A 24,496-nucleotide genomic window follows, 5' to 3' on the forward strand; every position below is an offset into this window, starting at 1 on the left:
ATGATTGGCGCGGGATTGCGCACGCTCGCGGCCGACGGGTCAGATCCGTTCGGCACCGTAGGTTCGCGCGATTTCCTCCGAACTCGCCCACCCGCTGTAAGTCGGACGCTGGGGCCAGCCGTCTGGTGAATCCTGCCACTCTTCCTGGCGCCCGTAGGGCAATAGGTCGATCAATGCGAACGAGTGACTAAGCTGCTCGGTCCCGCGCCCATTGGTATGCCAGGTGCGATACACCCGATCCCCGTCGCGCAGAAAGACATTGACTGCGAACCCGCCGGCCGGTGGAGCTCCGACGTCGGCTCCGAACGAGCTATTGGCAGTCGAGTACCACGTCATCCGGTTATTTACCCGCCGCTTGTACGCAAGCGCTTCGGCGATAGGTCCCTGCGTGACGATGACGAACCGTGCGTCGTAGTTATCCAGGAATTCCAGGCGGGTGAACTGCGAGGTGAACCCGGTGCAGCCGGGACACTGCCATTCCTCACCCGGGAACCACATGTGGTTGTACACGATCAGCTGCTGCTTGTCTTCGAATATATCGACTAGCCGAGCCGGTCCGTTCTCCCCTGCCAGCACGTAGTCCGGCATCTCGGTCATCGGCAGGCGTCGTCTCTGCGCGGCGATTGCGTCGAGCTCCCGGGTGGCTGCCTTCTCCCGAGCGCGCAAAGCATTTAGTTCACGCTGCCAGGTTTCCTGGTCGACCACGGGCGGTAAGGCTGCGGATATCACGACGGTCTCCCTTCATCATTAATGCTCTGGGACGCAGCGGAAGCCGCCGCAGCATTGGCGGCGAGCTCGCCGAGATTGTGTAACGAGTTCTTCAGGTGATCGAGGGGGAACGGCGGAAATTGGATGTGCTCACGTAGCGTGGCCGGCACCGCCGACCAGTCGTAGGTCAACACGACCTGCGTCTCGGACGGACCCAACGGTGTCACGTCGTATCGCCAGATCCATCCGCCGAATTCGATATTGCCGTCGCCGGCGATGTCTTGTCCTGGTTTCCACGCGATGGCGCGCGGAGGCTCGTATGCGACCACTTGATTGGCCATCTCGTAGGTTCGCACCGGGTGGTTGTCGTGATACATCGCCATCCGGAAGATCTGACCCACGTCAAGCAGTTGCCGCCCGTCGAGTGATTCGCGGACCCAGCCGGTTCCGTCGATGGCTGCATGCGCTGTCGGGTCGGCGAGGACGCGAAACACGGTCGCGGCCGACGCATCGATGGTGACGACCTCACTGACTACATCGTCGGTCATGGTAGCTCCTAATGCTATTGGCGGTGTTCTAGATGTTCACACCGTCCACATTTGATGTAATGTTCACACCGTACACTTGAGCCTGAGGAGGGTCAAGAGTTGGCCGACTTGAAGACCGCTTATCACCATGGGGATCTGCAGGACGCATTGATCGACGCGGGCCTCGAACTCACTCGGTCCGGCGGGCCGGACGCACTGACCATCCGGGAAGCGACTCGGCGGGTAGGGGTTTCGCCTAACGCCGCATACCGTCACTTCGCCGATCGTGAAGCATTGCTACGGGCGGTTGCCACCGCCATCCAGCACCGGATGGCGACGCAGATGCACACCTCGATGCACCGACGCGGTTCTAACGAACTGCAGGCAGGTGACCGGCTGCGAGCGGTCGGGCTGGGCTACATCAGGTTTGCGCTTGACGAGCCGGGGTGGTTTTCGACGGCTTTCTTCGGCGCCGACCTAACCGACAATCAGAACGAAACCGATATTGCCCCACCGTATCTCGCGCTGGTTGACGCCCTTGACGCCATGGCAAAGGCGGGCGTGCTGACCGCCCAACGACGTATCGACGCCGAGTGGCCCTGCTGGTCGGCGGTGCACGGATTCGCCGAACTGGTCCTCCGCGGACCGCTAAAGCGGGCGAATCGCCGTGAGGTCAACGCGCTGGCGAGGCGCACGGTCGACGACATTATTGCCGGCTTGTCACGGTGACGGCTCGCCTTTAATGCCGCGAGCGTGCGTGTTCCCGCGACACGCCCCGGCGTGTCGCCCGGGGACACGCACGCTCGCGCAAAACGCGGCTACAACCGTTCGATGATCGTGACGTTGGCGGTGCCGCCGCCCTCGCACATCGTCTGCAAGCCGTAGCGGCCGCCGGTGCGCTCCAACTCGTTGAGCATGGTGGCGAACAGCTTGGCCCCGGTAGCACCGAGCGGATGACCTAGCGCGATCGCACCGCCGTTGGGGTTCACCTTCTCCGGATCGGCCTTGATCTCCTTGAGCCATGCCAAAACGACGGGTGCAAACGCCTCGTTGATCTCGACCACGTCGATGTCCTCGATCGACAGCCCCGTCTTCTCCAGCGCATAGCGGGTCGCCGGAATGGGGCCGGTCAGCATGAACACCGGGTCGGCCCCACGGGCGCTGATGTGGTGGATGCGGGCCCGCGCCGTGAGCTTGTGATCCTTGACGGCTTGCTCGGACGCCAACAGCACCGCGCTGGCGCCGTCGGAGATCTGGCTGGCCACCGCTGCGGTCAACCGGCCTCCCTCGGACAGGGTCTTCAGTGAAGCCATCTTCTCCAGCGACGTCTCGCGCGGGCCCTCGTCGATCCGGAACCCGTCGACCTCGACGATCTCGTTGTCGAAGTGCCCGCCATGGATCGCCGCCAGCGCACGCTGGTGGCTGCTCAGCGCAAACTGCTCCATTTCCTCGCGGGAAAGGTTCCACTTCTCGGCGATCAACTCCGCGCCGCGGAACTGCGAGATTTCCTGGTCCCCATAGCGGTGCAGCCAGTTCTTCGACTCACTCGTGGGAGAGGTGAATCCGAACTCCTTGCCGACCACCATTGCCGACGCGATCGGGATCTGGCTCATATTCTGCATGCCACCGGCCAGGATCACATCCGCGGTGCCGGACATGATCGCTTGCGCGCCAAAAGAAATCGCCTGCTGACTGGATCCACACTGCCGGTCGACGGTGACGCCTGGAACCTCTTCGGGGTACCCGGCCGCCAGCCAGGCGTTGCGGCCGATGTTTCCGGCCTGCCCGCCCAGGGCGTCCACACAGCCCACGACGACGTCGTCGACGGCCGCGGGGTCGACGTCGACGCGGTCGAACAGCCCGTGAAATGCGGCTACTCCCAAATCGATCGGGTGCACACCGGCAAGTGAGCCGTTTCGCTTGCCGACCGCGGTCCGCACAGCGTCGATGATGTACGCGTCAGCCATTTCAGACTCCTTCTCTATTTGCGGTGATTCCGCCCAGAACTATCGCGAGGTATTGCTGGCCCACCTGCTGAGCGGTGAGCGGTCCGCCAGGCTGATACCAGCGCACCGAGACCCAGGTGGTGTCGCGGATGAAACGGTAGACCAGGTCGACGTCGAGGTCGGGGCGCAAGTAGCGCTCTTCGATCCCCTGGTGCAGCACGTCGACCCACATCTTGCGCTGCCGCTTGTTGAGGTCTTCGACGTAGGAGAACCGGGCCTGCGACGTGAGCCGTTTGGCCTCGTCCTGGTAGATGACGACTTGCGCGTGACGATGTTCGATCGCGTCGAACGACGCCATGAACAGGCCCTTGAGCCGCTCCAACGGATTGGGTTCGGTGTCGATGATTTCCTGGTAGCGGTCAAACAGCCAGTCCAGAAAGCCACGCAGCACTTCATCGACCATCTCCTCTTTCGAGGAGAAGTGGTGATACAGGCTGCCGGACAGGATGCCTGCGCCGTCGGCGATATCGCGGACGGTCGTCGCGCGCAGGCCGCGCTCGGCCATCATCGTCGCGGCGAGCTCCAGGAGTTCTTCACGCCGGGTCATGGGTGTTGGCTCGATACCGAAATCACTTCTCCGGTCAGATAACTGGAGTAGTCGCTGGCCAAGAACGCGATTGTGGCGGCCACCTCCCACGGCTCGGCCGCGCGGCCGAACGCTTCGCCGGCCGACAACTGGTCGAGTAGTTCGGTCGAGGTGGTCTTGTCGAGAAATTTGTGCCGGGCGATACTGGGCGACACCGCGTTGATCCGCACGCCGTATTCGACGGCCTCGACGGCGGCGCAGCGGGTCAGCGCCATCACTCCGGCTTTTGCTGCGGCATAGTGCGATTGGGAGTGCTGGGCGCGCCAGCCCAGAACGCTGGCGTTGTTGACGATCGCACCACCGTGGCCGGCATCGCGGAAATAACGCAGCGCGGCACGGGTGGCGCGGAACACCGATGTCAGCGTGACGTCGAGCACGCGGTCCCATTCCTCGTCGGTCATGTCGGCCACCGGGGTTTGACCACCCAAGCCGGCGTTGTTGACCAGGACGTCGACCCGGCCTAACCGTGCGGTGGCAGAAGCGATCAGCGCGTCGATTTGCGCGGTGGAGGTGACATCGCAGAGCACGTGCTCGACGCGACCCAGTCCCAGTGCCGACAGTTCGCCGGCGGTCTCGCCCAGTCGTCGTTCATGGTGGTCGGAGACGACGACGTCGGCCCCCTCCAGCAGCGCACGCCGCGCAGTCGCCGATCCGATGCCGGTGCCCGCGGCGGCTGTGACGACCACGACCTTGCCGGTTAAAAGGCCGTGTCCGTCAATCTCTTTCGGTGCGCTGGCAAGCGTCATCCCTTGATCTCCCGGGGCAGGCCGAGCACCCGCTCGGCGATGATGTTGCGCTGGATTTCATTGGAGCCGCCGTAGATGGTGTCGGCCCGGGTGAACAAGTACAGGCGCTGCCATTCGTCGAAGTCACCGTCGGTCAGCGCCATGCCCGCCTTGCCCCGCACGTCCATCGCGATCTCGCCCAGCTCCCGATGCCAGTTGGCCCACAACAGCTTCGACACGTTATCTTTTCCGGCGGCCCGGCCGCCTCCCTCGGCGTCCATGGTGGCCAGGGCATAGCTGCGCATCGCCCGCAGGCCGGCCCAGGACCGGGTCAGTCGTTCCCGGATCAGCGGATCGTCGGCGGCACCGGTGCGCTTGGCCAGCTCGACGACGCCGTCGAGTTCGCGCGCGTAGACGATTTGCTGCCCGAGCGTCGAAACGCCTCGCTCAAATGTCAGCGTTCCCATCGCGACCCGCCAGCCGTCGCCGGACGGGCCGACCACCAGACCGGCGTCGGTGCGGGCGTCGTCGAAGAAGACCTCGTTGAATTCCGAGTCACCGGTGAGCTGGACGATCGGGCGGATCTGCACCCCGGCCTGGTCGAGAGGCACCAGCAGATAAGATAATCCGGCATGGCGCTTGGAGCCCTTTTCGGTGCGCGCGATGACGAAGCACCACTGCGCCCAATGCGCCAGCGACGTCCACACCTTCTGGCCGTTGATCACCCACTCGTCGCCGTCGAGCACCGCGGTGGTGGACACGTTGGCCAAATCGCTACCGGCTCCCGGCTCGGAGTAGCCCTGGCACCACAGTTCGGTGACATCGAGGATCTTGGGTAAAAACCGCTGTTGTTGCTCGGGGGTGCCGAACTCGATCAACGTCGGCCCCAGCAGTTCCTCACCGAAGTGGTTGACCTTGGCGGGCGCGTTGGCGATCGCGTACTCCTCGTAGAACGCCACCCGGTGGGCGACGGACAGACCGCGCCCGCCCTGTTCGACCGGCCATCCCAGGCAGGTCAGCCCCGCCGCCGCCAAATGCCGGTTCCAGGCACGTCGCTCCTCGAAGGCCTCATGCTCGCGGCCCGGACCGCCGAGCCCCTTGAGCGCGGCGAACTCACCGGTCAGGTTCGCGGCCAGCCAGTCGCGGACCTCGGCCCGGAACTCCTCGACGTCCTGCACCCCTGTAGGCTAACCTACCAAGCACTTGCTTTGTTAGCCCCTGGGTGATTTCCGGCCGGCGTGGGGCGAAGTTAGAGGAGCGTCGATGTCGAGCGATCCGCAGACCATTCCTGCGGTGTTGGATCGCATCGCTCGCGACCTACCCGAGCATGCTGCCCTGGTCACCCCGGACCGCAGCCTCACCTTCGGCGAGTTGCGCGACGAGGTGCGCCAAGCCGCGGCGGCGATGGTCAACCTAGGCCTCGGCGCCGGGGATCGGGTAGCGATTTGGTCGCCGAACACCTGGCACTGGGTGGTCGGCTGCCTGGCCACCCACTACGCCGGCGGCACCGTGGTGCCGCTGAATACCCGCTACACCGCGGCCGAGGCCACCGACATCCTGGCCCGGACCGAAGCTCCGCTGCTGGTAGCAATGGGTGAGTTCCTCGGCGCGGACAAGGTGGCCGATCTGCGCCGCGAGGCCCTGCCTGCGTTGCGTCATATCGTGCGGGTGCCGATAGAGGCGGACGACGGCACCTGGGACGAATTCGTCGCGCGCGGCACCGACCTGGCTGTCGCCGACGCCCGGGCCGCCGCGGTGCGCCCCGACGACGTTTCCGACGTTCTGTTCACGTCCGGCACCACCGGTCGCAGCAAAGGCGTGTTGTGCGCCCATCGGCAATCGCTGGCCGGGTCGGCGGCGTGGGCGGCCTGCGGCAAGATCACCACCGACGATCGCTACCTGTGCATCAACCCGTTCTTCCACAACTTCGGCTACAAGGCAGGCATTTTGGCCTGCCTGCAAACCGGCGCCACGCTATATCCGCAGCTGACTTTCGACCCGGAGCGGGCGATGCAGGCCGTGGCCGACCACCGGATCACCGTGCTGCCCGGCCCGCCGACCATCTACCAGACGCTGCTGGATCATCCGCGCCGCGGCAGCTATGACCTGAGCTCGTTGCGGTTCGCGGTCACCGGCGCAGCGACGGTGCCGGTGGTGCTGATCGAGCGGATGCAGACCGAGTTGGACATCGACATCGTGCTGACCGCCTACGGTCTGACCGAATCCAACGGGTTCGGCACCATGTGCCGCGCCGACGACGACGCCGTTACCGTAGCCACGACCTGTGGTCGCCCGATCGCCGGCTTCGAGCTCCGCATCGGTGAACAGGGTGAGGTGTTGCTACGCGGACCCAACGTGATGCTCGGCTACCTCGACGATTTCGAGGCCACGGCGACGACGGTGGACGCTGAGGGCTGGCTGCACACCGGCGACATCGGAAAGCTCGATGCCGCAGGGAATTTGCAGATCACCGACCGGCTCAAGGACATGTACATCTGCGGCGGGTTCAACGTCTATCCCGCGGAGGTCGAGCAGGTGCTGGCCCGGCTGGACGGCGTGCTCGACGCCGCGGTTATCGGCGTCCCCGATGAACGGCTCGGCGAGGTCGGTCGCGCGTTCCTGGTGACGCGAGCAGGATACGGTCTCGACGAGCAGGCGGTGATCGCCCACACCCGTGAACATCTGGCGAATTTCAAAGCCCCCCGTTCGGTGAGGTTTGTCGACACGCTGCCCCGCAATCCCGGCGGCAAGGTGGTCAAACCGCTATTGCGAGAGATGTCGTAGATGGACCTTGATTTCGACGATGCAACGCTGAAGTTCCAGCATGAGGTGCGCGAGTTCCTGGCCGCGAACAAAGCGTCATTCCCGACCAAGTCGTACGATACGGCCGAGGGCTTTGAGCAGCATCGGCGTTGGGACAAGTTACTTTTCGATGCCGGCCTGTCGGTGATCAGCTGGCCGCAGCGCTACGGCGGGCGGGACGCGACGCTGTTGCAGTGGGTGATCTTCGAAGAAGAGTATTTCCGGGCCGGTGCTCCCGGGCGCGCCAGCGCCAACGGCACCTCGATGCTCGCACCCACATTGTTCGCGCACGGCACCGAGGAACAGCTGGACCGCATACTGCCCAAGATGGCCAGCGGCGAGGAGATCTGGGCGCAAGCCTGGTCGGAGCCCGAATCCGGCAGCGACCTGGCGTCGTTGAGATCAACCGCTACCAAGACGGACGGCGGCTGGCTGCTCAACGGTCAGAAGATCTGGAGTTCCCGGGCACCGTTCGGCGAGAAGGGGTTCGGACTTTTCCGTTCTGATCCCCAAGCCGAGCGCCACCGCGGCCTGACCTATTTCATGTTCGACTTGAAGGCCGACGGGATCACCGTGCGCCCGATCGCCCAACTCGGCGGCGACACCGGCTTCGGTGAGATCTTCCTCGACGACGTCTTCGTGCCGGACGTCGACGTGATCGGCACCGTGCACGACGGCTGGCGGGCCGCGATGAGCACGTCGAGCAACGAACGCGGCATGTCGCTGCGCAGTCCGGCGCGTTTCCTGGCCGCCGCCGAGCGGCTGGCGCAGCTGTGGAAGAACCAGGGCGACAGCGCTTTCGGCGATCAGGTGGCCGACGCGTGGATCAAGGCGCAAGCGTATCGACTGCACACCTTCGGTACCGTGACCCGATTGACCGAGGGCGGCGAACTCGGCGCCGAATCGTCGGTGACCAAGGTGTTCTGGTCTGATTTGGACGTCGCAATCCACCAGACTGCGCTGGACATCCGCGGCACCGACGGCGAACTCGCCGACCCGTGGACCGACGGGTTATTGTTCGCGTTGGGCGGCCCGATCTACGCAGGCACCAACGAGATTCAGCGCAACATTATCGCCGAGCGGCTGCTGGGCCTGCCCCGGGAGAAAGCCAAATGAGATTCGACCTCGACGCGCAGCAGCGCGACTTTGCGGCCAGCATCGATGCCGCGCTTGCGGCGGCCGACGTGCCAGGTGCTGTCCGCGCCTGGGCCGCCGGCGACACTGCGCCGGGCCGCAAAGTGTGGACACAGTTGGCCGACCTGGGTGTCACGGCGTTGCTGGTGCCCGAACGGTTCGACGGTCTCGACGCGCAACCGGTCGACCTGGTCGTCGCGCTGGAACGGCTCGGACGCTGGTGCGTGCCCGGTCCGGTCACCGAATCCATTGCGGTAGCGCCGCTTCTGCTGGGTGACGACGAGCGCTGCACAGCGCTGGCGGCCGGAGAGCTGATCGCCACGGTCGCCCTGCCGCCACAGGTGCCGCGCGCCGTGGACGCCGATGCCGCCGGGCTGGTGTTGCTGGCAGACAACCGGGTGAGCGCGGCCGAAGCCGGGCAGTGCCACGAGTGTGTCGACCCCAGCCGTCGCCTGTTCGACGTCACCGCCACCGGCACGGCATGGGACGGCGACGTCGCGCGTGCCTACGAATTCGGCGCACTGGCTACCGCCGCCCAGCTGGTCGGCGCCGGGCAGGCCCTACTGGACGCGGCGGTCGACTACGCCAAGCAACGCGCCCAGTTCGGCCGGGCGATCGGCTCCTACCAAGCGATCAAACACAAGCTGGCCGACGCGCACATCGCTGTCGAGCTGGCCCGGCCACTCGTTTACGGTGCCGCGCTGTCGCTGGCCACCGACTCCCCGGACACCGCCCGCGATGTCAGCGCCGCCAAGGCCGCGTCATCCGACGCCGCCCTGCTGGCGGCCCGCGCCGCACTGCAGACCCACGGCGCCATCGGCTTCACCGCCGAACACGATTTGTCGTTGTGGCTACTGCGGGTGCAGGCGCTGCGGCCCGCGTGGGGTGCCCCCGCTGCGCATCGCCGACGGGTACTGGAGGCTTTGTGAGATGCGCGCCGGCGACGATGCAGAACGCGCAGCGCGATGAGGAGGAGCGGCGCAATGATGACTGACGAACGGGAACTGCTGCGCGAGACCGTCGCCGCGCTGGTGAGCAAGCACGCCTCGCCCGAGGCGGTGCGCGCGGCGATGGAATCGGACCGCGGCTACGACGAGACGCTGTGGCAGCTGCTGTGCGAGCAAGTCGGCGCGGCGGCGCTGCTGGTGCCCGAGGAATGCGGCGGTGCCGGTGGCGGTTTGGCTGACGCTGCCGTCGTCCTGGAGGAGCTCGGCAAGGGTTTGGTGCCCACTCCGTTGCTGGGAACCACACTGGCTGAACTGGCGCTGCTCGCAGCCGACGAGCCGGACGCCGAAACCTTGGAGCAACTGGCCGAGGGCGCCGCAATCGGGGCGGTGGTATTCGATCCCGATTATGTGGTCAACGGTGATATCGCCGACGTCGTGGTCAGCGCCGCGGACGGCAAGCTCACCCGGTGGACCGAGTTCACCGCCGAGCCGGTCGCCGCGATGGATCCCACCCGTCGGCTTGCCCGCGTCGAGGCGCAGAGCAGCACACCACTGGGCGCCGACCCCGGCATCGCCGACACCGCGGCCATCCTGCTGGCCGTCGATCAGATCGGTGCCGCAGCGCGCTGCCTGGACCTGACCGTCGACTACACCAAGGAGCGAGTGCAGTTCGGCCGGCCGATCGGCAGCTTTCAGGCGCTCAAGCACCGGATGGCCGACCTGTACGTCGCAGTGCAATCGGCCCGCGCGGTCGTCAACGACGCGGTGGCCGAGCCGTCGACAACAACGGCCACACTGGCCCGCATCGCGGCAAGCGAGGCGTTCAGCGCGGTGGCCGCCGAAGGCGTTCAGCTGCATGGCGGTATCGCGATCACGTGGGAGCACGACATGCAGCTGTACTTCAAACGCGCGCATGGCAGTTCGCAGTTGCTCGGTGCGCCTCGCGAGCACTTGCGGCGACTCGAGTCGCAGGTGCTCTAACCTGGGCGCATGACCGATCGCGTCGCGCTGCGCGCCGGCGTCCCGCCGTTTTACGTGATGGACGTGTGGCTGGCGGCCGCCGAGCGGCAACGCACCCATGGCGATTTGGTCAACCTGTCGGCGGGGCAGCCGAGTGCCGGAGCCCCCGAGCCGGTGCGCGCCGCCGCGGCCGAGGCGCTACACCACAACCAGTTGGGCTACACGGTGGCGCTCGGTATTCCGGAGCTGCGCGCGGCGATCGCGGCCGCGTACTTGAGCCGGCACGGACTGGAAGTCGACGCCGACGACGTGGTGGTGACGACCGGGTCGTCGGGAGGGTTTCTGCTCACCTTTCTGGCCTGCTTCGACGTCGGCGATCGGGTGGCGGTCAGCAGCCCTGGCTACCCCTGCTACCGCAACATTCTCGCGGCGCTCGGATGCGAGGTCGTCGAGATCCCGTGCGGACCGGATACCCGATTCCAGCCCACCGCGCAGATGCTCGTCGAGATCGATCCGCCGCTGGCCGGCGTGATAGTGGCAAGCCCGGCCAACCCGACCGGGACAGTCATCCCGCCGGCCGAGTTGGCGGCGATTGCATCGTGGTGCGACGCCTCGGGGGTCCGGCTGATCAGCGATGAGGTTTACCACGGGCTGGTCTACGAGGGCGCACCGCAGACCAGCTGCGCTTGGCAGACATCACGGAATGCGTTGGTGGTCAACAGCTTTTCCAAGTACTTCGCGATGACGGGCTGGCGGCTGGGCTGGCTGCTGGTACCGACCGAGTTGCGCCGGGCAGTGGACCGCCTCACCGGCAACTTCACCATTTGCCCGCCGGTGCTTTCGCAGTACGCCGCCGTCGCCGCGTTCAGCCCGGAATCCGCCGCCGAGGCCGATGGCCATCTGCACCAGTACGCGGTCAACCGCAGGCGGTTACTCGACGGCCTGCGCGACATCGGGATCGATCGATTGGCACCCACCGATGGTGCGTTCTACGTTTATGCCGATGTCTCGGACTTCACCACCGACTCGATGAAGTTCTGCTCGAAGCTCTTGGCGGACACCGGCGTAGCGATCGCACCTGGCATCGACTTCGACACCGCAGCGGGCGGCTCATTCGTCCGGCTGTCGTTCGCCGGGCCCGCGTCGGATATCGAAGAGGCGCTGAGCCGCATCGAGCCGTGGCTGCGGCGGTGAGCCTCGTCATTTCCGAGCACGAGCGGGCCGCGCTGGCCGAGGCGTCGCAGTTCCCGCTGTTTGCCGCCGTCACTGGACGACGGTCACGGCGATTCCCGGCCGGCGGCCGGATCCCCGCCGGCGCATTGGCTTTCACCAGTAGCCGACCGGTGCAACCGCTATCCGAAGTCGAACGGGCGCTGGTGGTTTCCATGACCGCCGGGGTCACCGGCTGGCACAGCGGCATTACCCACCACCCCGGCTACGCGCCATCGCTACCGAACTATTCGGGCAGCGCGACCGGTCGCACTTTCCCGTCGGCGGCAGGCTTCCACACCAGCCAACTGTTCTTCACCGACGACACCGGCAGCTATCTGTTGCCGACCCGCGACAAGCCGCCACGCGAGTTCCACAGCATCGAGGAATGGATCAGCCACACCGCGGCGTCCTACGTGCGGATTTCAGCCATGCGCCTCGAACTGCCGCGGATGGAACCGCACATGGAAGGCCACAACATCTGGATCGGTAACCATCCGGGCAGTCTGCTGGCGTTCCCGGTGGCCGACCTCGCCGAACACTTGATGGAAAACCTGTGGTTCTTCGCCGCCAACGGCTACCCGATTTTCGACGACATCACGGGGCGCACAATCTCTGCCATCGAACAGTTTTCATCACTCGGACACGCCGACGACCCGGTCCCGCTGTCATTCGTCGAGCAGTACACGCTCACCGAGGCCAGCGCGGAACTCGCCATCGCCGCCAACAACGGGATGCTGGCCCTGCAGGCGATGGGACTTGGCGGCTGGATCTACGACGGACTGAATCGGTTGTCGGTGCTCGACGGGTTGGGCTTTGCCGCCGACGACGACCAGCGGTGGCCATTCCCGAATGTCACCGGGCTACCCGGACACTTCGAGACCCTCAGCCCACCGCATGTCCCGTCGGTAGCGGCGGGCGTCGAGAAGCTCGTCGCGCGGAAGTTCGGCCCGGGCGGCCCTTTCGACTCCGATACGCCAGGGCCGTGGTCGGATTCTCCGAAGGTGCGCGCGTCCGCATTACCGCCCGAGGGCATCCAGGAAATCGTCACGGTTGAGGCGTCCCACATCTATGACACCTTCGGCAAGCTGCCCGGCACCGTGCCGACAGTGCACGTGTTGATGTATCTGCAGGCGCAACATCTGGACACCGACTTCTACGACGAGTTCTTTCGGCCGGGCGCCTACCTGCAGACCCACGCCGACCACCAGGCTCGCTGGCACGGGCACCAGTCGGCCTACGATCACAAAACATGACCGACTTCTCGGACCTGGCGCAGCACGACCAGCAGGCGATCGGCAAGACGCTTCTGACATTGCTGCGGGCGTTCGACGATCGCGATGCCGACGCGCTGCGCGCCGTGTACTCCGACGACGCCGACTGGGTCAACGCCTTCGGCACAGTCAAACGGGGACGCGACGACATCGTCGACTACCTGAGCGGCCTGTTTCAGGATGAAAACTTCAACCGGGGTGAGCTTGTCGATGCACCGGAGACGACGTTCCGTGTGTTGACAGCAGAAGTAGTGCTGGTGTCTGCGCATCTGAAAATCCGGGGACAGGGTCTGGTGGGCGGCGGGACCTTGGACCGGGACAATTTCTCGTTGCGGGCCCTGCAGCGCCAAGGCGATGGATCCTGGCTCATCGTGTCGGAAATGTTTCAGGACGCCAACACCGAAACCACCTACGAGCGCTGATACCACAATGAGCGTCGACAGCCTGTGCGCGTGAGTGCGCGACCCCGCGCCTACAGCCAGGTGTCCTGGGTGGTGGTCGTCAGGAAGGCCTCGAGGTCGTCGCGCCACTGGGCCGGTGTGGTCTTGTCCGGTTCGATGCCGGTGTAGTCGCCGCGGTAGAACAGCAGCGGCCTGGGTTTGATCTTGGGCACTTCGGAGAGCGACTGGACCGCGCCGAACACCACGAAATGGTCGCCGCCGTCGTGCACCGACGCGACCGCACAATCGATGTAGGCCAGTGAGCCGTCGATGATGGGCGAACCCAACTCTGATGGGCTCCAGTCGATCCCGGCGAACTTGTCCGGCTCTTTGGACCCGAATCGCGCGCAGACGTCCTTCTGGGATTCGGTCAGGACATTGACGCAGAACTTCCCGCTGGTCTCGATGGCCTGCCAGGAGCGCGACACCTTGGTTGGGCAGAACAGCACCAACGGCGGCTCCAAGGACAGCGCCGCGAACGACTGGCAGGCGAACCCGACCGGGACGTCGTCGTGCACGGTGGTGATGATGGTGATCCCGGTGCAGAACTGACCCAGCGCCTGTCGGAAGGCGCGCGGGTCAATCGGCGCAGCAGTCATTACTGCCCGCGAGCGCCGACCGTGAAGTCATGACCCCACAGGCTGACGGCGGTACTCTCCCGGGCGATCCAGTCGTGGTCGTCGACTTGCCTGCCCTCGCAACCGAATTCGACGTCGAATCCGCCCGGCGTCTTCATGTAGAACGACAGCATCAGGTCGTTGACGTGCCGACCGAGCGTGGCCGACATCGGCACCTTGCGGCGCAGCGCGCGGTCCAGGCACAGCCCCACGTCGTCGGCGTTTTCTACCTCCACCATCAGGTGGACGATGCCGCTCGGCGTGGGCAGGGGCAGGAAAGCCAGGCTGTGGTGGCGCGGATTGCAGCCGAAGAACCGCAGCCATGCCGGTGCTCCGTCGGCGGGGCGGCCGACCAATTGCGGCGGCATCCGCATGGAGTCGCGCAGTTTGAAACCGAGCACGTCGCGGTAGAAGTGCAGCGCCTCGGCGTCGTCGCGGGTGGAGAGCACCACATGGCCCAGTCCCTGCTCACCGGTGACGAACTTGTGCCCGTACGGGCTGACCACCCGGCGGTGCTCCAGCGCGGCGCCGTGGAAGACCTCCAGGCAGTTACCCGACGGGTCCTGGAATTGGATCATCTCGTCGACACGTCGATCCGCCAATTCGGCGGCGGTGGCTTCTTTGTACGGAGTGCCCTCGACGTCGAGCCGACCCCGGATTTCCTGCAGACCTTCGGCATTCGCGCATTCCCAGCCGGCCACCGAGAGCCGGTCATGCTCACCGGGAACGATCACCAACCGCGCCGGGAAATCGTCCATTCGCAGGTACAGCGCACCTTCGACAGCGCCGTTGCCCTCGACCATGCCGAGCACCTTGAGCCCGTATTCACGCCAAGCGGCCATGTCGGTGGCCTCGATGCGCATATAACCCAAAGAGCGGATGCTCATCACGCACCTCCCAGGAAATCAACCGTCAGCTTGTTGAACTCGTCGAACTTCTCCACCTGTGCCCAGTGCCCACACTGCCCGAAGACGTGCAGTTGCACACGCGGAATCGTCTTCACCGCGACCAGCGCCCCGTCCAGCGGGTTGACCCGGTCCTCACGCCCCCAGATCAGCAGCACCGGCTGGCGCAACCGGTAGGCCTCACGCCACATCATGCCCAGCTCGAAGTCACCCGAGGAGAACGACTTCCCCATCGCCTGGGTGGCCGCCAGCGACTCCGGCGTGCTCGCCAGCTCGAACCGCTGGTCGATCAGCTCGTCGGTGATCAGCTTCTGGTTGTAGACCATCACCCGCAGGAATGACTCGAGGTTTTCTCGCGTCGGCGCCATCGAGAACTTCGACAGCCGTTTCACGCCCTCGGTGGGATCCGGTGCGAACAGGTTGACGCTCAGCCCGCCCGGACCCATCAGCACCAGTCGGCCGGCCCGGTCCGGGTAGTCCAGTGCGAACCGGACCGCGGTGCCACCGCCCAGCGAATTTCCCACCAGCGGAACGCGCTCCAGGCCGAGCTGGTCGAAGAGGCCCTTGAGGGCCCTGGCCGCATACCGGTTGAACTGCCCATGCTCTGGCCGTTTGTCGGAATGACCGTAACCGGGCTGATCGACGGCCAGGATGTGAAACCGCTCGGCGAGCACCGTGATGTTGCGCGACCAGTTGGTCCAGCTCGACGCGCCCGGACCGCCGCCGTGCAGCAGCACCACCGTCTGCGGATTGCCCACACCGGCCTCGTGGTAGTGCAGTTTCAGCGGTCCGTCGACGTCGACCTCGACGAAACGCGACGTGGATTCGAACGTCAACTCTTGGGTCGCGGTCATACCATCGTGTCGCCGGGGGGCAGCCCGAATTCGTGGTTTCCGAAGATGACGTATGCGCGCTCGGGGTCGTTGGCCGCATGCACCCGCCCGGCGTGCGCGTCACGCCAGAAGCGTTGGACCGGAGCGTCATTGGCCAGCGCAGTGGCGCCCGAGGCCTCGAACAGCCGGTCGATCGAGCCGATCGCCCGGCCGGTGGCGCGTACCTGGTCGCGACGGGCACGGGCACGCAACTCGAACGGGATCTCCTTGCCGGCGACCAAACACGCGTACTCGTCGCTGACGTTGCCGATCAACTGTCGCCACGCCGCGTCGATGTCGCTGGCAGCCTCGGCGATACGCACTTTGGCGAACGGATCGTCTTTGGCCTTCTCGCCGGCGAACGCCGCACGTACCCGCTTGCCCTGGTGCTCGACGTGCGCGTCGTAGGCCCCGTAGGCCATGCCGACGATGGGAGCCGAGATCGTGGTGGGATGCACTGTGCCCCAAGGCATCTTGTACACCGGTGCGGTGTTGGTCTGGTAGCCGCCGGCACTGCCGTCATTCATCGACTTGTAGGACAGGAACCGGTGCCGCGGCACGAACACGTCCTTGGCGACGACGGTGTTGCTGCCGGTGCCGCGCAGGCCGACCACGTGCCAGACGTCGTTGATCTCGTAGTCGGAGCGGGGGATCAAAAAGCTGCCGAAGTCGACGGGCCGGCCGTCTTTGATGACCGGGCCACCCAGGAAGGCCCAGGTGGCGTGGTCACAGCCCGACGACCAGTTCCACGAGCCGCTGACCAGATAGCCGCCGTCGACCACGGTGCCCGCCCCCATCGGAGCGTAGGAGGACGAGATCCGCACAGTCGGGTCCTCGCCCCAGACCTCCTCCTGGGCTTTCTGGTCGAACAGCGCCAGATGCCAGTTGTGCACGCCGATGATCGAGCCCACCCAACCGGTCGAGCCGCACGCGCTGGCCAGCCGCCGCGCCGCCTCGTAGAACAACGCCGGGTCGCACTGCAGCCCGCCCCACTGCTCGGGTTGCAGCAGCGTGAAGAAGCCGACGTCGTCGAGCGCCTTGACGGTCTCCTCGGGCAACCGGCGCAGATCCTCGGTCGCCTGGGCCCGCTCCCGCAGCTGCGGAAGCAGGTCGTCGATGCCGGCTAGGACCGACTGCGCGTCACGCTGTTGAATGGACGTCACTGCTGATGCCTCCTGGGAGTGCTGACTTACAACAGAGACTAGAACACGTTCCGATTTGTGTCGAGCAGGGTATTCCTGCGGCTGGTAGCAATACCTAGCCAGGTTTCTGTAACCTGTTCTAGTTGCGATGAAAGGAGGGCGGGGTGACGACGACGGACACCGTTCCCGACGAGCCGCTCGGCAGCCACGTCCTCGAACTGCAGATCGCTGCCGTCGTCGCGGAGACCGACGATGCGCGATCGCTGGTGTTCGCAGCACCCGACGATATCCCCGCCGACCGGCTGCGCTACGCGCCCGGCCAGTTCCTGACGCTGCGGATCCCCAGCGAGCGCACCGGGTCGGTGGCACGCTGCTACTCGCTGTGTAGCTCGCCGTTCACCGACGAAGCGCTCACCGTGACCGTCAAGCGCGACAAGGACGGCTACGCGTCGAACTGGCTGTGCGACCACGCTCACGCCGGGATGCGGATCCATGTGCTGGCTCCGTCGGGCAACTTCGTGCCCAAGACGCTCGACGCCGACTTCCTGCTGCTGGCCGCCGGCAGCGGGATCACCCCGATCATGTCGATCTGCAAGTCGGCGCTGTCCGAAGGCAGCGGGCAGGTGGTGCTGTTCTACGCCAACCGCGACGACCGCTCGGTGATCTTCGGCGATGCGCTGCGAGAGCTGGCCGCGAAATACCCCGACCGGCTGACCGTCGTGCACTGGCTGGAATCGCTGCAAGGGCTGCCCACCACGGCGGCGCTGGCGCAGCTGGCTGCGCCCTACACCGACCGGCAGGCGTTCATCTGCGGACCTGGCCCGTTCATGCAGGCCGCCCGCGAGGCGCTGCAGTCTTTGGACGTGCCCGGCGGCCAAGTGCATCTCGAGGTGTTCAAGTCGCTGGACTCCGATCCGTTCGTCGCGGTGAAAGTCGAGGATGACGGCGACGAGCCGCCGGCCACCGCCGTCGTCGAGCTCGACGGTGAAACGCACACCGTGTCGTGGCCGCGCGGCGCCAAGCTGCTCGACGTGTTGTTGGACGCCGGCCTCGACGCACCGTTCTCCTGCCGGGAGGGCCACTGCGGTGCGTGTGCGTGCAGCCTGCGCAAGGGCAAGGTGAACATGGAGGTCAACGACGTCCTGGAGCAGCAGGACCTCGACGAGGGGCTGATCTTGGCCTGTCAGTCCCGGCCAGAGACCGATTCGGTCGAAGTCACCTACGACGAGTGATCGCGGGCGTTAGGTTCTGCACATGAGCAAACATCTGGTGGCGGCAGCGACGGGCGTTGCACTGGCTTTGGTGACGGCACCGCCGTCGTCGGCGGCAAGCAACACGGCCACCACGCTCATGCCGATCGACGAGGGCACCCAACTGGAAACCCACAACACCCTCGATTGTCACCCCGGCACCGGCAGCTGCGACTTCACCGTCGGCGCCAACCTCCGCACCCCGGACGGGGCGGCCGGATTCCCGTCGGGACTGTGGGCCCGGCAGAGCACCGAGATCCGGTCGTCGAACCGGCTGGTCTACCTGGACGTGCACGCTAACGGCCAATCCGAGCGGGTGATGAAACAAGGCGGGACCGACGTGATCACCGACATCTACACGGGTGACGGCCCGCCGGAGAAGTACCAGACCAGCGGCCGGATCGACTCGACCGACTGGCGCACCGGGCAGCCCAAGACGGACTCCAACGTCATCGTCTGCACGCACATCCAGGTGGTGTATCCGGGAGTCAACCTGACGTCGCCCAGCACCTGCGCGCAGACCACGTTCTAACCACCGAGCGTCGAGTTGTTGGGCGAAATCGGTCAATCGAGCGCAACAAGTCGACGTTGGGCGAATGTCGGCGGATTAGCGCGGCAGGCCCAATAGCCGCTCGGCGGCCAAGGTCAGCAAGATTTGCTCGGTGCCGCCGGCGATGGTCAAACAGCGGGTGTTGAGGAAGTCGTGCACCGTCTTGTTCTCCACCACGCCCCGGCCGTCGGACAACTCCATCCGGAATTCGGACAGCTCCTGGCGGTAGCGGACCCCGATCAGCTTGCGGGCGCTCGACTCCGCGCCGGGATCCTGACCGCCCACGGCCAACTGCGCAATACGCTGATCCAGCAGCGAACCCACCTGGGCCGAGAGAATCAGCGCGCCAAGCCGGTCCTGCTCGCTCACGTCAAGATCAAGCGTGGCGACGGTGCGCAGTACCTCTTCCATGGGATTGTCCAGCGCGGTGCCCGCCGCCATCGCCACCCGCTCGTTAGCCAGCGTGGTGCGGGCCAGCCGCCAGCCGTCATTGACCGTTCCGACCACCATGTCGTCGGGAACGAACACGTCCTCCAGAAAAACCTCGTTGAACAAGTCGTCGCCGGTGATCTCGCGCAGCGGCCGGATGTCGACCCCGGGCGAAGACATCTCGACCAGGAAATAAGTGATGCCCTTGTGTTTCGGCGCCTCGGGGTCGGTCCGTGCCAGGCACACCCCCCACTGCGCCTTGTGCGCCGCCGATGTCCACACCTTCTGCCCGGTCAGCCGCCAGCCGCCGTCGGCGCGGACCGCCTTGGTTCGCAGCGACGCCAGGTCCGAGCCGGCGCCCGGCTCGGAAAACAGTTGGCACCATAGGATTTCACCGTTGAGGGTGGCCGGAATGAAGCGCTCGACCTGCTCCGGTGTGCCGTGTTCGAGAATGGTCGGCGCAGCCCACCAGCCGATCACCAGGTCTGGGCGCTCCACCCCGGCCGCCGCCATCTCCTGATCGATCAGCAGCTGCTCGGCCGGTGAAGCGTTGCGCCCGTAGGGCGTCGGCCAGTGCGGTGCCTGCAGTCCGGCCTCCGCCAGCGCCCGCCGGCGCTTCTCGACTGGCAGCGCGGCGACTTCCCCGACCGCGGCGCTGATGTCCGGGCGCAGGTGCGCCACCGAGTCCAAGTCGATGTGCAGCTCGCGCCGAATGCCCTGCTGCGTCAATGTTGCCACCCGACGTAGCCAGCGTGCCCGGCCGCCGAGGAACTGGCCGATCCCGTAGGCGCGGCGCAGGTACAGATGCGCGTCGTGCTCCCACGTGATGCCGATGCCGCCGAGCACCTGGATGCAGTCCTTGACGTTGGCCTGGGCGGCCTCGATGCCCGTCGCGGCGGCGACCGCGGCGGCAATGGACAGCTGCTGATCGCTGGCATCGGTGGCGGCGGCCGTCGCTGCATCACCGGCGGCGATCGATGCCTGCTCGGCCCGCAGCAACATTTCCGCGCATAGGTGCTTGATCGCCTGAAAGCTGCCGATCGGCTTGCCGAATTGCTCGCGCACCTTTGCGTACTCGGTGGCGGTGTCCAGCGCCCACCGCGCGACGCCGGCGGCCTCGGCTGCCAGCACGGTGGCGGCGAGGTCTTCGGCGCGCTGTACCGGTGTCGGAAGGATCGCCGCAGCCGCGGAGTCCAGCGTGACGCGGGCCAGCGACCGGGAGAAGTCCGTGGCACCCAGCGATTCGACCGTGACGCCGTCGGCCGCGGCATCGATGACCAGCCAGCCATCGGCGGCCGGCACCAGCAGCACACCGGCCGGGTCGGCGCCCAGCACGTAGTCGGCGCTGCCCGACGCCCGGTCGTTGTCCAACCGGACATCGGCCGACAGCGCGACACCCGCGGTGCGCTCCCCCGACGCCAACGACTCGAGTAACCCAGCATCGGTGACGAGCAGCGTGGCCAGCGCGGTAGTCGCCACCGGACCCGGGACCAGGGCTTTCGCGGCTTCGTCGACCATGGCGCAGAGGTCACCGGTACTGCCACCGGCGCCACCGCAGTCCTCGGAAATCGCGACCCCGAACAGCCCCAGACCGGCCAGGCCGTCGAAAACCGGCCGCCAGGCTTCGGGCTTGCCCTGCTCGATATCGCGGATCGCCGCCTTGGAACTAGCCCCAACGGCGGATCCGGCCCAATCGCGCACCAACTGACGCGCCGCGAACTGTTCGTCAGTGGTGGTCGCTGGCACGGTCGGCTCCTAATTCGGCGTAACAAAGGGCGCTAAGCAACACTAGAACGTGTTCTAATAGTGCCAGCGATCGACCGTCAAGTCGAACGCCATCGCAGCAGGATACCCCGGTGTCCCGGCCGCACGGAGGTGGGAAATTCGCGCTCGGCATGCGTATCGTTTGACAGCGAAACGCACGAAGAAGGAGCTGCCCGTCAGATGTCGTCGCCAGCGAACAGCGGCTCGAGCCGCGCGTCGGACGCGCAGCCTCGTGAGGTCATGAACGTGGCGGTACTGGCCGAGTCCGAGCTCGGGTCCGAGGCGCAGCGGGAGCGTCGCAAGCGCATCCTGGACGCGACGATGGCGATCGCCTCCAAGGGCGGTTACGAGGCAGTTCAGATGCGGGCGGTGGCTGACCGCGCCGACGTGGCGGTGGGCACGCTGTACCGGTATTTCCCGTCCAAAGTGCATCTGCTGGTGTCGGCGCTGGGCCGGGAATTCGAACGCATCGACGCCAAGACCGACCGGTCAACGTTGACCGGCGGGACGCCTTTCCAGCGGCTGAACTTCATGGTCAGCAAACTCAACCGGGCCATGCAGCGCAACCCGCTGCTGACCGAGGCGATGACCCGGGCGTACGTGTTCGCCGACGCCTCGGCGGCCGGCGAAGTCGACCATGTCGAGAAGCTCATCGACTCCATGTTCGCCCGCGCGATGAGCGACGGCGAACCGACCGAAGATCAGTACCACATTGCCCGGGTCATCTCGGATGTGTGGCTGTCCAACCTGCTGGCCTGGCTCACCCGGCGCGCCTCGGCAACGGACGTGAGCAAACGACTGGACCTGGCGGTGCGGCTACTGATCGGCGATCAAGAGCCGCAAACCACCTAGCTCGGCGGCCCGGCCGTGCGGCCGCGGATCAGCTCGGTGTCCAGTATCTCCACGGCCGGCTGAATACCGTTGCGGTGCAACAGTTCGCCGGCGCGACGGCCTTTCTGCAGGCTCGGCTGGCCTACCGTGGTCAGTCCGCGCCGCCGCGCCTCCGGCACGCCGTCGAAGCCGGTGACGGTCATCTGCCCGGGGACGTAGATGCCGCGCCCGCGCAGGTAATCCATGGCCGACAACGCCAGCACATCAGCGGTACACATCAGTGCGGTGATCCGCGGGTTGGCCGCCAATGCCACCTCGGCGGCAATACCGCCCGCCGTCGGCGTGTGGTCGTAGCTTTCCACCACCGTCAGCACGTCTGGGTTCAATCCGGCCGCCGCCATTGCCTCGCGAACCCCGGTTACGCGTTCACCCTGCACCTGAAACATCGCTGACTGCAGTCGGTCGGCGCCGACCAGGCCCTGGCGACGCTCACGGTGCAGCCGCATCGTCAGCACACCGATTTCGCGGTGGCCCAGATTCAGCACGTGGTCGGCAAGTTGACGCATCGCCGCTCGGTCGTCGATGCCCACCTGGGATGCGCCGGCAACGTTCTTGGGCTGGTCGACCACGACGACGGGCAGCCGCCGCTGCAACGCGACCTGCAGATAGGGGTCGTCCACCGCCACCGAGTACACCACGAAGCCGTCGACTCCGGCGGCGAGCACCGACGCCGTCCCCTCGGCAACCGTCCGGCTCGGACCGACCGCCACCAGCATCAGCCCCTGCCCCAGCTCTTCGCACGACTGTGCCAGTCCCGCAACGAAATCCAGCGCTGCGGGGTCACGAAAGGAATAAGTCAGCGGTTCGGTGCTCACCAAACCGACCGCTCCGGCCTTGCGGGTACGCAACGACCTTGCCACCGGGTCCGGTCCGGGATATCCCAGCCGCTGCGCCGCGGCGAGCACCCGCTCACGCAGCTCAGCAGAGAGTTGGTCCGGCCGGTTGTAGGCATTCGAGACGGTGGTCCGCGACACCTTGAGGTCAGCGGCCACCGACGCCAGGGTCGCCCGCCGGCGCGGCGTGGGACTCCTGGACATGCTCACTGACGGTACAACGATCCCGGCCTTAAGCTAGCGACCGTGGCCTGTGTGGATCTCAACGCCGACTTGGGCGAGGGGTTCGGTGTTTGGCGACTCGGCGACGACGACGCCATGCTCGGTATCGTTACCAGCGCCAACGTGGCCTGCGGTTTCCATGCCGGTGACCCGGCCGGGCTGTTGCGGGTCTGCCGGGCGGCTGCCGCGCGGGGCGTGCGGATCGGCGCCCAGGTCGGCTACCGCGACCTGGCCGGATTCGGCCGCCGTTACATCGACGAGACGCCCGAGGACCTGCTCGCCGACGTCGTCTATCAGATCGGCGCGCTACAGGGGCTTGCAGGAGCCGCCGGTTCGTCGGTGTCGTACGTCAAACCCCATGGCGCGCTGTACAACACGATCATGTCCAACCGCGTACAGGCGGCCGCCGTCGCCGAGGCGGTGCGCATGGTGGACGCCGACCTGCCGGTACTGGGCCTGGCGGAGTCGGTGTTTTTCGACGAGGCCGGTCAACGGGGGATGCGTACCGTCCCGGAGGCATTCGCCGATCGCGCTTACCGGCCGGACGGCCAGTTGGTGTCCCGACGGGAACCTGACGCCGTGTTACACGACCCGAGCGTCATCGCCGAGCGGGTGGTAACGATGGTGACCACCGGACAAGTCACCGCGGTTGACGGGACAGTGGTCACGCTGCAGGCCGAATCGGTCTGTGTCCATGGCGATTCCCCGAACGCGGTGCAAATAGCCGCCGCAGTGCGGGATCGGTTGACAGCGGACGGTATCGACGTGAAAGCGTTCAGCTGATGCGACTGCGCCCCGGCCGGCCCGACATCGCGCGATATTCGAACCGGTTCACCGTCCCGCCCGCCAAAACCGATGCGCCGCTGACGGTGACGTGGATGGGAGTATCGACGCTGCTGTTCGACGACGGCTCTGCAGCGCTGATGACCGACGGCTACTTCTCCCGGCCCAGTCTGTCGCGGGTGGCGCTGCGCAAGGTTTCGCCGTCGCCGGCCCGCGTGGACGGATGCCTGGCCCGGGCCAAAGTGGACCGACTGGCAGCCGTGGTACCGGTGCATACGCATATCGATCATGCTTTGGACTCTCCGCTGGTGGCCGACCGGACCGGCGCGCAACTGGTCGGAGGCGAATCGGCGGCCAATATCGGCCGCGGCTACGGCCTGGCCGAGGTCCGCCTGACGGTGGCCACACCGGGTAAGCCAATTGCGCTGGATCCCTTCGAGATCACGCTCATCGAGTCGCACCACTGCCCGCCGGACCGGTTTCCCGGCGCGATCACCGCGCCGGTGGTTCCTCCGGTGAAGGCGTCGGCCTTTCGCTGCGGGGAGGCATGGTCGACTTTTATCCAACACCACCCCTCGGGTCGGCGAGTCTTGGTCCAGGGCAGTGCCGGATTCGTAAAAGGCGCCCTGGCCGGGCAGCGCGCCGACGTGGTCTACCTCGGCGTCGGTCAGCTCGGCTTACAGCCAAAGACCTACCTCGTCGACTATTGGACGGAAACGGTACGCGCGGTCGGCGCACGCAGAGTGGTGCTGATCCATTGGGATGATTTCTTCCGCCCGCTCTCAAAGCCGTTGCGGGCGTTTCCGTATGCGGTTGACGACTTGGATGCTGCCATGCACATCCTCGACGGGCTGGCCGCGGCGGACGATGTCCCGCTGGATATGCCGACCGCCTGGCAGTGCGAAGATCCCTGGGCCTGA

General features: G+C 66.2%; 25 protein-coding genes. 13 read left to right on the forward strand and 12 right to left on the reverse strand.

Translation table 11 applies throughout. The annotated features are described in order from the left end of the window. Positions 1-39: 39 nt before the first annotated feature. Positions 40-729: a DUF899 domain-containing protein gene (locus tag AC5Y42_RS20790; RefSeq protein WP_499900463.1), complete on the reverse strand. Its 690-nt coding sequence runs from the start codon at positions 727-729 to the stop codon at positions 40-42. Then, on the reverse strand, positions 726-1,256 hold the full coding sequence (locus AC5Y42_RS20795; RefSeq protein ID WP_499900464.1) for an SRPBCC family protein: 531 nt from the start codon (positions 1,254-1,256) through the stop codon (positions 726-728). Before AC5Y42_RS20795 ends, AC5Y42_RS20790 begins: the two co-directional genes overlap by 4 nt. Before the next feature lie 99 nt (positions 1,257-1,355). On the opposite strand from AC5Y42_RS20795, the gene AC5Y42_RS20800 reads away from it, so the two are divergent. Next, positions 1,356-1,964, forward strand: coding sequence for a TetR/AcrR family transcriptional regulator (locus AC5Y42_RS20800; protein WP_499900465.1), 609 nt, complete (start codon positions 1,356-1,358; stop codon positions 1,962-1,964). Positions 1,965-2,053: 89 nt separating this feature from the next. On the opposite strand, the gene fadA6 is transcribed toward AC5Y42_RS20800, so the two are convergent. From fadA6 to ipdE1, 4 genes are read right to left on the reverse strand one after another with little or no spacing between them, the layout of a single operon-like run. Continuing rightward, on the reverse strand, positions 2,054-3,202 hold the full coding sequence (fadA6, locus tag AC5Y42_RS20805; RefSeq protein ID WP_499900466.1) for a steroid 3-ketoacyl-CoA thiolase FadA6: 1,149 nt from the start codon (positions 3,200-3,202) through the stop codon (positions 2,054-2,056). A gap of 1 nt (position 3,203) precedes the next feature. Then, positions 3,204-3,788 carry a TetR family transcriptional regulator KstR2 gene (gene kstR2, locus AC5Y42_RS20810; protein WP_499900467.1) on the reverse strand — a complete coding sequence of 195 codons (585 nt, stop codon included), beginning with the start codon at positions 3,786-3,788 and terminating at the stop codon, positions 3,204-3,206. After that, entirely contained in the window at positions 3,785-4,573 is a 789-nt protein-coding gene (gene ipdF / locus AC5Y42_RS20815) for a (5R,7aS)-5-hydroxy-7a-methyl-1-oxo-2,3,5,6,7,7a-hexahydro-1H-indene-carboxyl-CoA reductase (protein WP_499900468.1), read from the reverse strand. The genes kstR2 and ipdF overlap by 4 nt, the downstream gene beginning before the upstream one ends. Then, positions 4,570-5,730, reverse strand: coding sequence for an acyl-CoA dehydrogenase IpdE1 (ipdE1, locus tag AC5Y42_RS20820; RefSeq protein WP_499900469.1), 1,161 nt, complete (start codon positions 5,728-5,730; stop codon positions 4,570-4,572). Before ipdE1 ends, ipdF begins: the two co-directional genes overlap by 4 nt. Before the next feature lie 85 nt (positions 5,731-5,815). Here ipdE1 and fadD3 point away from each other — a divergent pair, with 85 nt between their 5' ends. Genes fadD3 through AC5Y42_RS20855 form a run of 7 tightly spaced genes read left to right on the forward strand, consistent with a single transcriptional unit; the run spans position 5,816 to position 13,300 of the window. After that, positions 5,816-7,336, forward strand: coding sequence for a 3-((3aS,4S,7aS)-7a-methyl-1,5-dioxo-octahydro-1H-inden-4-yl)propanoate--CoA ligase FadD3 (gene fadD3, locus AC5Y42_RS20825; protein WP_499900470.1), 1,521 nt, complete (start codon positions 5,816-5,818; stop codon positions 7,334-7,336). After that, positions 7,337-8,470: an acyl-CoA dehydrogenase family protein gene (locus tag AC5Y42_RS20830; RefSeq protein ID WP_499900471.1), complete on the forward strand. Its 1,134-nt coding sequence runs from the start codon at positions 7,337-7,339 to the stop codon at positions 8,468-8,470. Beyond that, positions 8,467-9,417, forward strand: coding sequence for an acyl-CoA dehydrogenase family protein (locus AC5Y42_RS20835; protein ID WP_499900472.1), 951 nt, complete (start codon positions 8,467-8,469; stop codon positions 9,415-9,417). The genes AC5Y42_RS20830 and AC5Y42_RS20835 overlap by 4 nt, the downstream gene beginning before the upstream one ends. Positions 9,418-9,474: 57 nt before the next feature. Further along, positions 9,475-10,416, forward strand: a complete 942-nt coding sequence (ipdE2, locus tag AC5Y42_RS20840; protein ID WP_499900517.1) for an acyl-CoA dehydrogenase IpdE2 — start codon at positions 9,475-9,477, stop codon at positions 10,414-10,416. A gap of 9 nt (positions 10,417-10,425) precedes the next feature. Further along, entirely contained in the window at positions 10,426-11,589 is a 1,164-nt protein-coding gene (locus tag AC5Y42_RS20845; protein ID WP_499900473.1) for a pyridoxal phosphate-dependent aminotransferase, read from the forward strand. Then, entirely contained in the window at positions 11,586-12,860 is a 1,275-nt protein-coding gene (locus AC5Y42_RS20850) for a hypothetical protein (protein WP_499900518.1), read from the forward strand. Before AC5Y42_RS20845 ends, AC5Y42_RS20850 begins: the two co-directional genes overlap by 4 nt. Beyond that, the gene (locus AC5Y42_RS20855; protein ID WP_499900474.1) at positions 12,857-13,300 is read left to right on the forward strand and encodes a YybH family protein; all 444 of its coding nucleotides are present in this window, start codon (positions 12,857-12,859) and stop codon (positions 13,298-13,300) included. The genes AC5Y42_RS20850 and AC5Y42_RS20855 overlap by 4 nt, the downstream gene beginning before the upstream one ends. A 50-nt stretch (positions 13,301-13,350) precedes the next feature. On the opposite strand, the gene hsaB is transcribed toward AC5Y42_RS20855, so the two are convergent. The 4 genes from hsaB to hsaA are packed head-to-tail and all read right to left on the reverse strand — an operon-like array spanning position 13,351 to position 16,875. Next, positions 13,351-13,917 carry a 3-hydroxy-9,10-secoandrosta-1,3,5(10)-triene-9,17-dione monooxygenase reductase subunit gene (hsaB, locus tag AC5Y42_RS20860; protein ID WP_499900475.1) on the reverse strand — a complete coding sequence of 189 codons (567 nt, stop codon included), beginning with the start codon at positions 13,915-13,917 and terminating at the stop codon, positions 13,351-13,353. Next, the gene (hsaC, locus tag AC5Y42_RS20865) at positions 13,917-14,822 is read right to left on the reverse strand and encodes an iron-dependent extradiol dioxygenase HsaC (RefSeq protein WP_499900476.1); all 906 of its coding nucleotides are present in this window, start codon (positions 14,820-14,822) and stop codon (positions 13,917-13,919) included. Before hsaC ends, hsaB begins: the two co-directional genes overlap by 1 nt. After that, positions 14,822-15,694, reverse strand: a complete 873-nt coding sequence (gene hsaD, locus AC5Y42_RS20870; RefSeq protein ID WP_499900477.1) for a 4,5:9,10-diseco-3-hydroxy-5,9,17-trioxoandrosta-1(10),2-diene-4-oate hydrolase — start codon at positions 15,692-15,694, stop codon at positions 14,822-14,824. The genes hsaC and hsaD overlap by 1 nt, the downstream gene beginning before the upstream one ends. Beyond that, positions 15,691-16,875 carry a 3-hydroxy-9,10-secoandrosta-1,3,5(10)-triene-9,17-dione monooxygenase oxygenase subunit gene (hsaA, locus tag AC5Y42_RS20875; RefSeq protein ID WP_499900478.1) on the reverse strand — a complete coding sequence of 395 codons (1,185 nt, stop codon included), beginning with the start codon at positions 16,873-16,875 and terminating at the stop codon, positions 15,691-15,693. The genes hsaD and hsaA overlap by 4 nt, the downstream gene beginning before the upstream one ends. Positions 16,876-17,018: 143 nt before the next feature. Between hsaA and AC5Y42_RS20880 the strand changes: the two genes are divergently transcribed. After that, positions 17,019-18,086 carry a 2Fe-2S iron-sulfur cluster-binding protein gene (locus AC5Y42_RS20880; RefSeq protein WP_499900479.1) on the forward strand — a complete coding sequence of 356 codons (1,068 nt, stop codon included), beginning with the start codon at positions 17,019-17,021 and terminating at the stop codon, positions 18,084-18,086. 22 nt (positions 18,087-18,108) lie between these two features. Beyond that, positions 18,109-18,636, forward strand: coding sequence for a hypothetical protein (locus AC5Y42_RS20885; RefSeq protein ID WP_499900480.1), 528 nt, complete (start codon positions 18,109-18,111; stop codon positions 18,634-18,636). A gap of 75 nt (positions 18,637-18,711) precedes the next feature. Here AC5Y42_RS20885 and AC5Y42_RS20890 read toward each other — a convergent pair whose 3' ends face one another. Continuing rightward, positions 18,712-20,829 (reverse strand): acyl-CoA dehydrogenase family protein, encoded by a 2,118-nt coding sequence (locus tag AC5Y42_RS20890; protein WP_499900481.1) that lies wholly within the window; start codon positions 20,827-20,829, stop codon positions 18,712-18,714. A gap of 264 nt (positions 20,830-21,093) precedes the next feature. Between AC5Y42_RS20890 and kstR the strand changes: the two genes are divergently transcribed. Next, positions 21,094-21,699, forward strand: coding sequence for a cholesterol catabolism transcriptional regulator KstR (kstR, locus tag AC5Y42_RS20895; protein WP_499900519.1), 606 nt, complete (start codon positions 21,094-21,096; stop codon positions 21,697-21,699). Here kstR and AC5Y42_RS20900 read toward each other — a convergent pair. Further along, the gene (locus AC5Y42_RS20900; protein WP_499900482.1) at positions 21,696-22,775 is read right to left on the reverse strand and encodes an Rv3575c family transcriptional regulator; all 1,080 of its coding nucleotides are present in this window, start codon (positions 22,773-22,775) and stop codon (positions 21,696-21,698) included. The genes kstR and AC5Y42_RS20900 overlap by 4 nt on opposite strands. Before the next feature lie 42 nt (positions 22,776-22,817). Here AC5Y42_RS20900 and AC5Y42_RS20905 point away from each other — a divergent pair, with 42 nt between their 5' ends. Then, positions 22,818-23,576 (forward strand): LamB/YcsF family protein, encoded by a 759-nt coding sequence (locus AC5Y42_RS20905; RefSeq protein WP_499900483.1) that lies wholly within the window; start codon positions 22,818-22,820, stop codon positions 23,574-23,576. After that, entirely contained in the window at positions 23,576-24,496 is a 921-nt protein-coding gene (locus AC5Y42_RS20910) for an MBL fold metallo-hydrolase (RefSeq protein WP_499900484.1), read from the forward strand. The genes AC5Y42_RS20905 and AC5Y42_RS20910 overlap by 1 nt, the downstream gene beginning before the upstream one ends.

Source organism: Mycobacterium sp. NGS48 (genome assembly GCF_059812585.1).

Bases quoted from the DNA above. Each gene is read 5' to 3' on its own strand.
- AC5Y42_RS20795 (WP_499900464.1), bottom strand. From the start codon at position 1,256: ATGACCGACGATGTAGTCAGTGAGGTCGTCACCATCGATGCGTCGGCC.
- fadA6 (WP_499900466.1), bottom strand. From the start codon at position 3,202: ATGGCTGACGCGTACATCATCGACGCTGTGCGGACCGCGGTCGGCAAG.
- kstR2 (WP_499900467.1), bottom strand. From the start codon at position 3,788: ATGACCCGGCGTGAAGAACTCCTGGAGCTCGCCGCGACGATGATGGCC.
- ipdF (WP_499900468.1), bottom strand. From the start codon at position 4,573: ATGACGCTTGCCAGCGCACCGAAAGAGATTGACGGACACGGCCTTTTA.
- fadD3 (WP_499900470.1), top strand. From the start codon at position 5,816: ATGTCGAGCGATCCGCAGACCATTCCTGCGGTGTTGGATCGCATCGCT.
- AC5Y42_RS20830 (WP_499900471.1), top strand. From the start codon at position 7,337: ATGGACCTTGATTTCGACGATGCAACGCTGAAGTTCCAGCATGAGGTG.
- AC5Y42_RS20835 (WP_499900472.1), top strand. From the start codon at position 8,467: ATGAGATTCGACCTCGACGCGCAGCAGCGCGACTTTGCGGCCAGCATC.
- ipdE2 (WP_499900517.1), top strand. From the start codon at position 9,475: ATGACTGACGAACGGGAACTGCTGCGCGAGACCGTCGCCGCGCTGGTG.
- AC5Y42_RS20845 (WP_499900473.1), top strand. From the start codon at position 10,426: ATGACCGATCGCGTCGCGCTGCGCGCCGGCGTCCCGCCGTTTTACGTG.
- AC5Y42_RS20855 (WP_499900474.1), top strand. From the start codon at position 12,857: ATGACCGACTTCTCGGACCTGGCGCAGCACGACCAGCAGGCGATCGGC.
- hsaB (WP_499900475.1), bottom strand. From the start codon at position 13,917: ATGACTGCTGCGCCGATTGACCCGCGCGCCTTCCGACAGGCGCTGGGT.
- hsaC (WP_499900476.1), bottom strand. From the start codon at position 14,822: ATGAGCATCCGCTCTTTGGGTTATATGCGCATCGAGGCCACCGACATG.
- hsaD (WP_499900477.1), bottom strand. From the start codon at position 15,694: ATGACCGCGACCCAAGAGTTGACGTTCGAATCCACGTCGCGTTTCGTC.
- AC5Y42_RS20885 (WP_499900480.1), top strand. From the start codon at position 18,109: ATGAGCAAACATCTGGTGGCGGCAGCGACGGGCGTTGCACTGGCTTTG.
- AC5Y42_RS20900 (WP_499900482.1), bottom strand. From the start codon at position 22,775: ATGTCCAGGAGTCCCACGCCGCGCCGGCGGGCGACCCTGGCGTCGGTG.
- AC5Y42_RS20910 (WP_499900484.1), top strand. From the start codon at position 23,576: ATGCGACTGCGCCCCGGCCGGCCCGACATCGCGCGATATTCGAACCGG.